2 protein-coding genes and 1 pseudogene are annotated in these 6,206 nt (G+C 37.0%); all 3 read left to right on the top strand.

Annotated features, from left to right (window positions below; translation table 11 throughout):
• A pseudogene (locus PMI13_RS16650) lies at positions 1-1,690 on the top strand (hypothetical protein); the annotation flags it as partial.
• A gap of 11 nt (positions 1,691-1,701) precedes the next feature.
• Positions 1,702-5,304 (top strand): DUF6443 domain-containing protein, encoded by a 3,603-nt coding sequence (locus PMI13_RS21620; protein WP_007845862.1) that lies wholly within the window; start codon positions 1,702-1,704, stop codon positions 5,302-5,304.
• A gap of 499 nt (positions 5,305-5,803) precedes the next feature.
• Complete coding sequence (locus PMI13_RS16665) at positions 5,804-6,196, top strand: RHS repeat-associated core domain-containing protein (RefSeq protein WP_034733025.1); 393 nt, start codon at positions 5,804-5,806, stop codon at positions 6,194-6,196.
• Positions 6,197-6,206: the final 10 nt, after the last annotated feature.

Below are 6,206 nucleotides of genomic sequence, written 5' to 3' on the forward strand. Positions count from 1 at the left end.
TTTAGCCACTAACTATACGGCGGCTGAAGCCGTTTATGGTGATGTCCAGACTGATATTCCAGGAGTAAGAATCAGTAAAATTGTTGATAATTCGGAAAGTGGTGTTGTCACAACCCGTAAGTTCATCTATAAAGATATTGGAGAGTCGTTTTCAAATGCGACAGTGGTTAGAGAACCTGTTTTTACGGAGGGATTAAACAAAACCAGAACCTGTGTTCAGGATCCACCACCGGGAGGTACCGGAGGAGCTATTCCATGGGGAGTGGAAAGATTTACCTATTATGCTCTAACATCCTCCAATATCAATCAGCTTAATGCCACGCATCCTAATCTTTTTTACAAAACCGTGCAGGAAGTTATTGATGATAAATCAACGATTGTCCATCAATATTCCATAGAATCTGATTATTTTGGTCAGATCTTACGGGGAGCAGATATAAAATCGGCACCTTGGACGAACTTTGGATGGAGCAACGGAAATGAAATTCTTACTAAATATCTGGACAGTGGAAATAATTTGGTAAGAACGGTGGAGATGAATTATGAAGAAGACACCACGAGAAAAACTCAGGTTGATGGTTTTGCCATCAGGAAAAATTATGATGTTCCGGTATCAATGAATGTTACACAGACCTGTACTGCTGAAAATATTAATGCAACATATGAACAAACTTATTGTACAACGAACCATAATCATTTCAGGAAATCTGCAGACGGTTATAAAAACTGTTATACACCGGGAGCTAATAATGTAACATTACTTTACAAACATCAATGCTATGGTAAAAACATTGGTGATGTTATTACTCTTGATGATCAGTTGGATAATCTTGATATTGTACAGTATAAAAACATTTCCTATTTCAACTATTTAAAATCACAGAAATCAACAGATTATTTAGGTGGGGTGGCTGTAAAAACCGAGACCCAGTATTTTTATAACAACCCACTCCACCACCAGTTTACAAGTCAGAAAACCATTCAGCCTGATGCATCATTTAATGAAGCCACCTACAAATATGCCCATGAAAAAGGGAACCAATTAATGATTGATAAAAACATGATTGCTGTTCCTCTGGAGACTACAACTACGCAGACTGTGGGCAGTACTGTTAAAACCTTGTCAAAAACAGAAACGTCATATCCAACGGCATTACCGACTACCCAGACAGGAAGTTTACTGCTTCCATTATCTCAAAAATCCTATGATAAATTAAATAGTGCTGCCTCTACGGATATTACCTATGATAAGTATGATTCTAAAGGCAACATTTTGCAGTATACCACCAAAGACGGTATGCCGGTAGCCATTGTCTGGGGTTATAACAATACCCAGCCTATTGCCAAAATAGAAGGCGCAACTTATGCTCAGTTAGAGAGTTTAGGAATTATCTCAGCCATAGTAACTGCATCCGATTCGGATGCTACTACCCCGGCTAATGAACCTGCACTTATTACAGCACTCGATACTTTCAGAAAGAATACCGGTCTTTCGGCTTATCAGGTTACCACTTTCACCTATGATCCGTTAATCGGGGTAACAAGCATTACTCCACCTACAGGAATCCGGGAAATTTATACTTATGACACTGCAAACAGACTTAAGGAAGTAAAAGTAAGGGAAAAAGACAGTACGGGAAGCTATGTCATTAAAAAAGTGAAAGAGTATACTTACAACTACAAACAATAGCCACACAAATAATGAAAAGATATTTAATAACAAAAGCGATCACTATATTCAGTCTGGTCTTTGCCTGCATATCTTATGCGCAGACCAGTACGGAAAATTATATACAGTCGAAAACCTGCTTAACCGGGGATTGTACTAAGAAATCCGAAATCATCACCTATTTTGACGGACTCGGAAGGGCTAAGCAGGTTATAGCGGTTAAGGTAACTCCTACAGGAAAAGACATGGTTACTCCTGTTACCTATGACGGATTTGGAAGACAGGTAAAAGATATACTACCCGTTCCTGTAGCTACGCAAAATTCATTGATCCATACCTCCATAACCGATGAAAATTCGGCCAATACCTATTACGGGGTAAGCAATGCCTACAGTGAAAAGGAACTTGAAAAATCACCATTAGACCGGATTCTTTCACAGGCAAACCCTGGGGATGAGTGGAAGATGAGTTCCGGACATACCCAGAAATTTAAATATGAGACCAATGCAGCGAGTGAGGTTAAAAAGTTTGTCACCACAACTACGATTAATACTGTAAGTGGTGTTTCCAATACAATCTCAGCTTTATCAATCCCTGCAGGAAGCGCCGGATTATATACGGCCGGTATCTTATATAAAAATACCATAACGGATGAAGATGGTAATCCGGTTATTCAATTTAAAAACGGTCGTGGACAAACCCTTCTGATCCGTAAAACCGATGGAACACAAAATTTAGATACCTACTATGTGTATAACGAATACAACCAGCAGGCATTTGTGATTCCGCCCCAAGCGGTAAAGAAAATTGAACAGAATAACAATACTGTTACTGCTACCATTCTAAATGAATTGTGTTATCAATATAAATACGACGGACAGGACAGATTGGTAGAGAAAAAGCTTCCGGGTAAAGATTGGGAATTTTTTGTGTATGACAAACAGGACAGGCTGGTTTTTGTGCAGGATGGTGTTTTACGAACCCTTAATAATACCTTTAATACCAAAGGTTGGCTTTTTACCAAATATGATGAGTTTGGAAGAGTGGTTTATACAGGATTCTTTTCAAATACTGCAACAAGACAGGTATTGCAAAGTATTTTAAACAATCTGGCAGCTAATCCTTATAATAATGAAAAAAGAAGTAATACTCCGTTTAACTTGTTGGGTGTAGATATTTACTATGATAACAAAGGTTATCCTACGACCAATATGAAGCTTCTGACAACTAATTATTATGATACTTATCCTCAGGGAGCGGAATCCGTACCCACTGTTTTAGGACAGTATACACTCCCCCATACCCTGGGAAGCAGCGACGATGCATCTACAAAAGGTCTGCAGACGGCTTCTTATGTCAGAAACATTGAAGATGAGCAGTGGACGAGAATATACAGCTATTATGATTCCAAAGGAAGGGTAATTGCCACTAAATCGACCAATCATTTAGGCGGTTATACCAATAAAGACCTGAAGCTTAATTTTACAGGCTTGGTAGATGAAGCCTATACCTATCATGCAAAAACACGGGTTTCTCCTGAAGTTGTGGTAAAAGAGCGTTTTATTTATGACGATCAGGGCAGAATGCTGAAAAATTTCCATCAGGTAGATAGTAACCCCGAGGAATTATTGGCTGAAAACACATACAATGAGCTGTCACAGCTGACCAATAAAAAAGTAGGATCTGTTTCCGGTTCTGCTCCTTTGCAGAGTATCGATTACAGCTACAATATCCGGGGCTGGCTGTCAGAAATCAATAAAAGCCAGATGGCGGTATCTAATCTGGGTGGAAAATTATTTGCTTATAAGATTAAATACACAAGCCGGGATGGTATAGAAAACCCGGATGCAGTACAGTTCCCGGGTAAAAGTGTAATTCCAAAATACAACGGGAACATCGCTGAAGTAGATTGGCGGGCGGTACAGACACTCGGAGATTACCCATCATTAACCCCGAAAAGATACGGCTATTCTTATGATAAATCCGACAGGCTTACCGCAGGATATTACCAGAACCCAAATAATCCTAATAGCAAGGAAAATACGGAATCTCTGGCCTATGACCCCAACGGAAATATAACAAGCCTTTACAGGACTTCTGTTATAGAAAATGGAAGCACTATAGCCACTCTCATTGATAACCTGGCTTATGATTACCAGGGTAACCGGGCGATCAAAATAAAAGACAACAGTGGCAACAATACAGGCTATGAGGGAACAGCAGGTAACCCGATTGAATATGACCTGAACGGGAATATGAAAAATATGGTGGATAAGCAAATCACGGGAATCGGCTATAATTACTTAAATCTGCCTAATACAATTGCGATCAATTTAGGACAGGTAACTTCAGATATTGCCACAAAATACAGGGCAGATGGTATAAAAGTAAGAAAAGAAAATACCAAAACCTCAATAGGGATTGCAGGAACCACCATCACAAAAGAAGTTACAGATTATTTAGATGGTTTCCAGTATTATGGTAAAACCACTTCAGGTCCGGGTTCGGGACCAGGTGATCCCGGTACTAGTTCTTTGATGACGGATGTATCGGAAAGAGCTTTTGAAGTTCAGGCTTTTACTCCTATTACAATAATAGAGCCTGGTATAGATCCTGTTACCGGACCAATCACCCTTATAAAAGATCCCGAACTCCAGTTTTTCCCTACTGCAGAAGGCTTTTATGATTATCAGAAAAATCAATATATTTACCAGTATAAGGACCACTTGGGAAATACGAGGGTAAGTTTCGCAAGAAACAGCGCAGGAGCTCTTGAAATTGTAGACAGCAACGATTATTACCCTTTCGGAATGAACCATCTGAAAACGGGTATTGCGTATTTTGCTCAGAGCAGCTATAAAAACTACAAAATGCAGGGGCAAGAATTGCAGGAAACTGGTTGGTATAGTTTTAAATGGAGAAACTATATGCCGGATGTGGGAAGATTTTTCAATATTGATCCTTTAAGTGAAAAATATGCATATCAATCACATTATAATTTTTCTGAAAACAGAGTTATTGATGCTAGAGAATTAGAAGGTTTAGAAGCTGTAGATTTTAGGAAAAATGATGGATTTAAAAACTTAATTGTTGCTGTTCAGGGTTGGTCTGGTAATACAGTAAAAGATCATACTCAAGCTCAAAACCGAGGAGATGGCTCTATTGATAAAACTGGTTTAGGAGCATTAGACCAGTTAAGTAGTAAAGATACACGAGTAGTAATTTTTGATGCTTCTCGAAATGAAAATACTAAAAATGACATAGGTGCAACTATTTCCAGCTTTAATAAAAGTCATTCTGATGGAGAGGTTGTTGCTGTTGGTCACAGTTTGGGGGGGGACAATTTGGTTGAAAAAGTAAACGAGAATAAGGATTTAAAAATTAATCTTATGTTGACTTTAGATATTCTGGATGTTTATTCCGATACAGAGATAAAATCTGAAAATGTATCAAAAGTTAAAAATTATTACCAAACAAAAGATTTTTACGGCGGTGAGAAAGTGACTACTTCAGACGATAATAAAAAAACTGAGGTTACTAATATTCACGCACCTAATTCAGATCATAGAAGTATAGACAATGATTTGAGTAAAAAAATTATGGAAGTTGTAAAAAAAGAATTAAAGCATAATTAATATGAAAAAAATAACACAACTAATTTTAGTTATTTCGATAGTTTATACGGCAATCTTCTTATATTTTGATTTTGATTATTTAGAACTAGCCCCAGTGATTATACTCTTATTAACAATTAATTTTTATTTAATTTATAAATATAATAACAAATTATTAAATTATCTAATCAATGGGTTATTGTTTATTTTTTTAATAGTTTGTTTCTCTTTTGGAGCTGTTTTAAGACAAGATTGGCACTTTTTAGATTGAAAAAATTCAGGTTGCACTCTAAAAATATAATCGATTTAATATTTTGGAGCTGTTATCTTTTTTTAAATAGAGACTCTCTTACATTTGACGATACAAACATAGGAGACAGCCTCTTATATTCTTTGAATTCAGATAATACTGAAAAGTTTAGAGTATTGGAAATCAATACTCTAAATTTTAATGTAACTTCACTAAGAACGGTACAGGAGCTCTTGAAATTGTAAACAGCAATGATTATTATCCTTCGGGATGAATCATCTGAAAACGGGTATTGCGTATTTTGCTCAAAGTAGTTATAAAAACTATAAAATGCAGGGGCAGGAATTACAGGAAACAGGATTTTATACATATAGATGGCGCCAGTACATGCCTGATGTGGGAAGATTTTTTAATATTGATCCTCTTGCCTCTAAGTATCCATATAACAGTACTTATGCATTCCAAGAGAATAAATTAGGATTGGGAGTTGAATTGGAAGGGTTAGAGTTATTAAAAAACCATACCGGTTTTTTTGCAATCAATGGAAATAATATGATCGTAAAAAGAGCACCTATATCCCAAATAGATAATAATGGATATGCTACTTTTACCCCTGGAGTGGAGTTGCTAACTTTGTTAGGACACCATTCTTATACTCTTTAACTTTAAGAGT

It is taken from the genome of Chryseobacterium populi (assembly GCF_000282115.1).
Classification (GTDB): Bacteria; Bacteroidota; Bacteroidia; order Flavobacteriales; family Weeksellaceae; genus Chryseobacterium; species Chryseobacterium populi.

Coding starts and splice junctions, on each gene's coding strand:
- PMI13_RS21620 (WP_007845862.1), top strand. CDS start 1,702: ATGAAAAGATATTTAATAACAAAAGCGATCACTATATTCAGTCTGGTC.
- PMI13_RS16665 (WP_034733025.1), top strand. CDS start 5,804: ATGAATCATCTGAAAACGGGTATTGCGTATTTTGCTCAAAGTAGTTAT.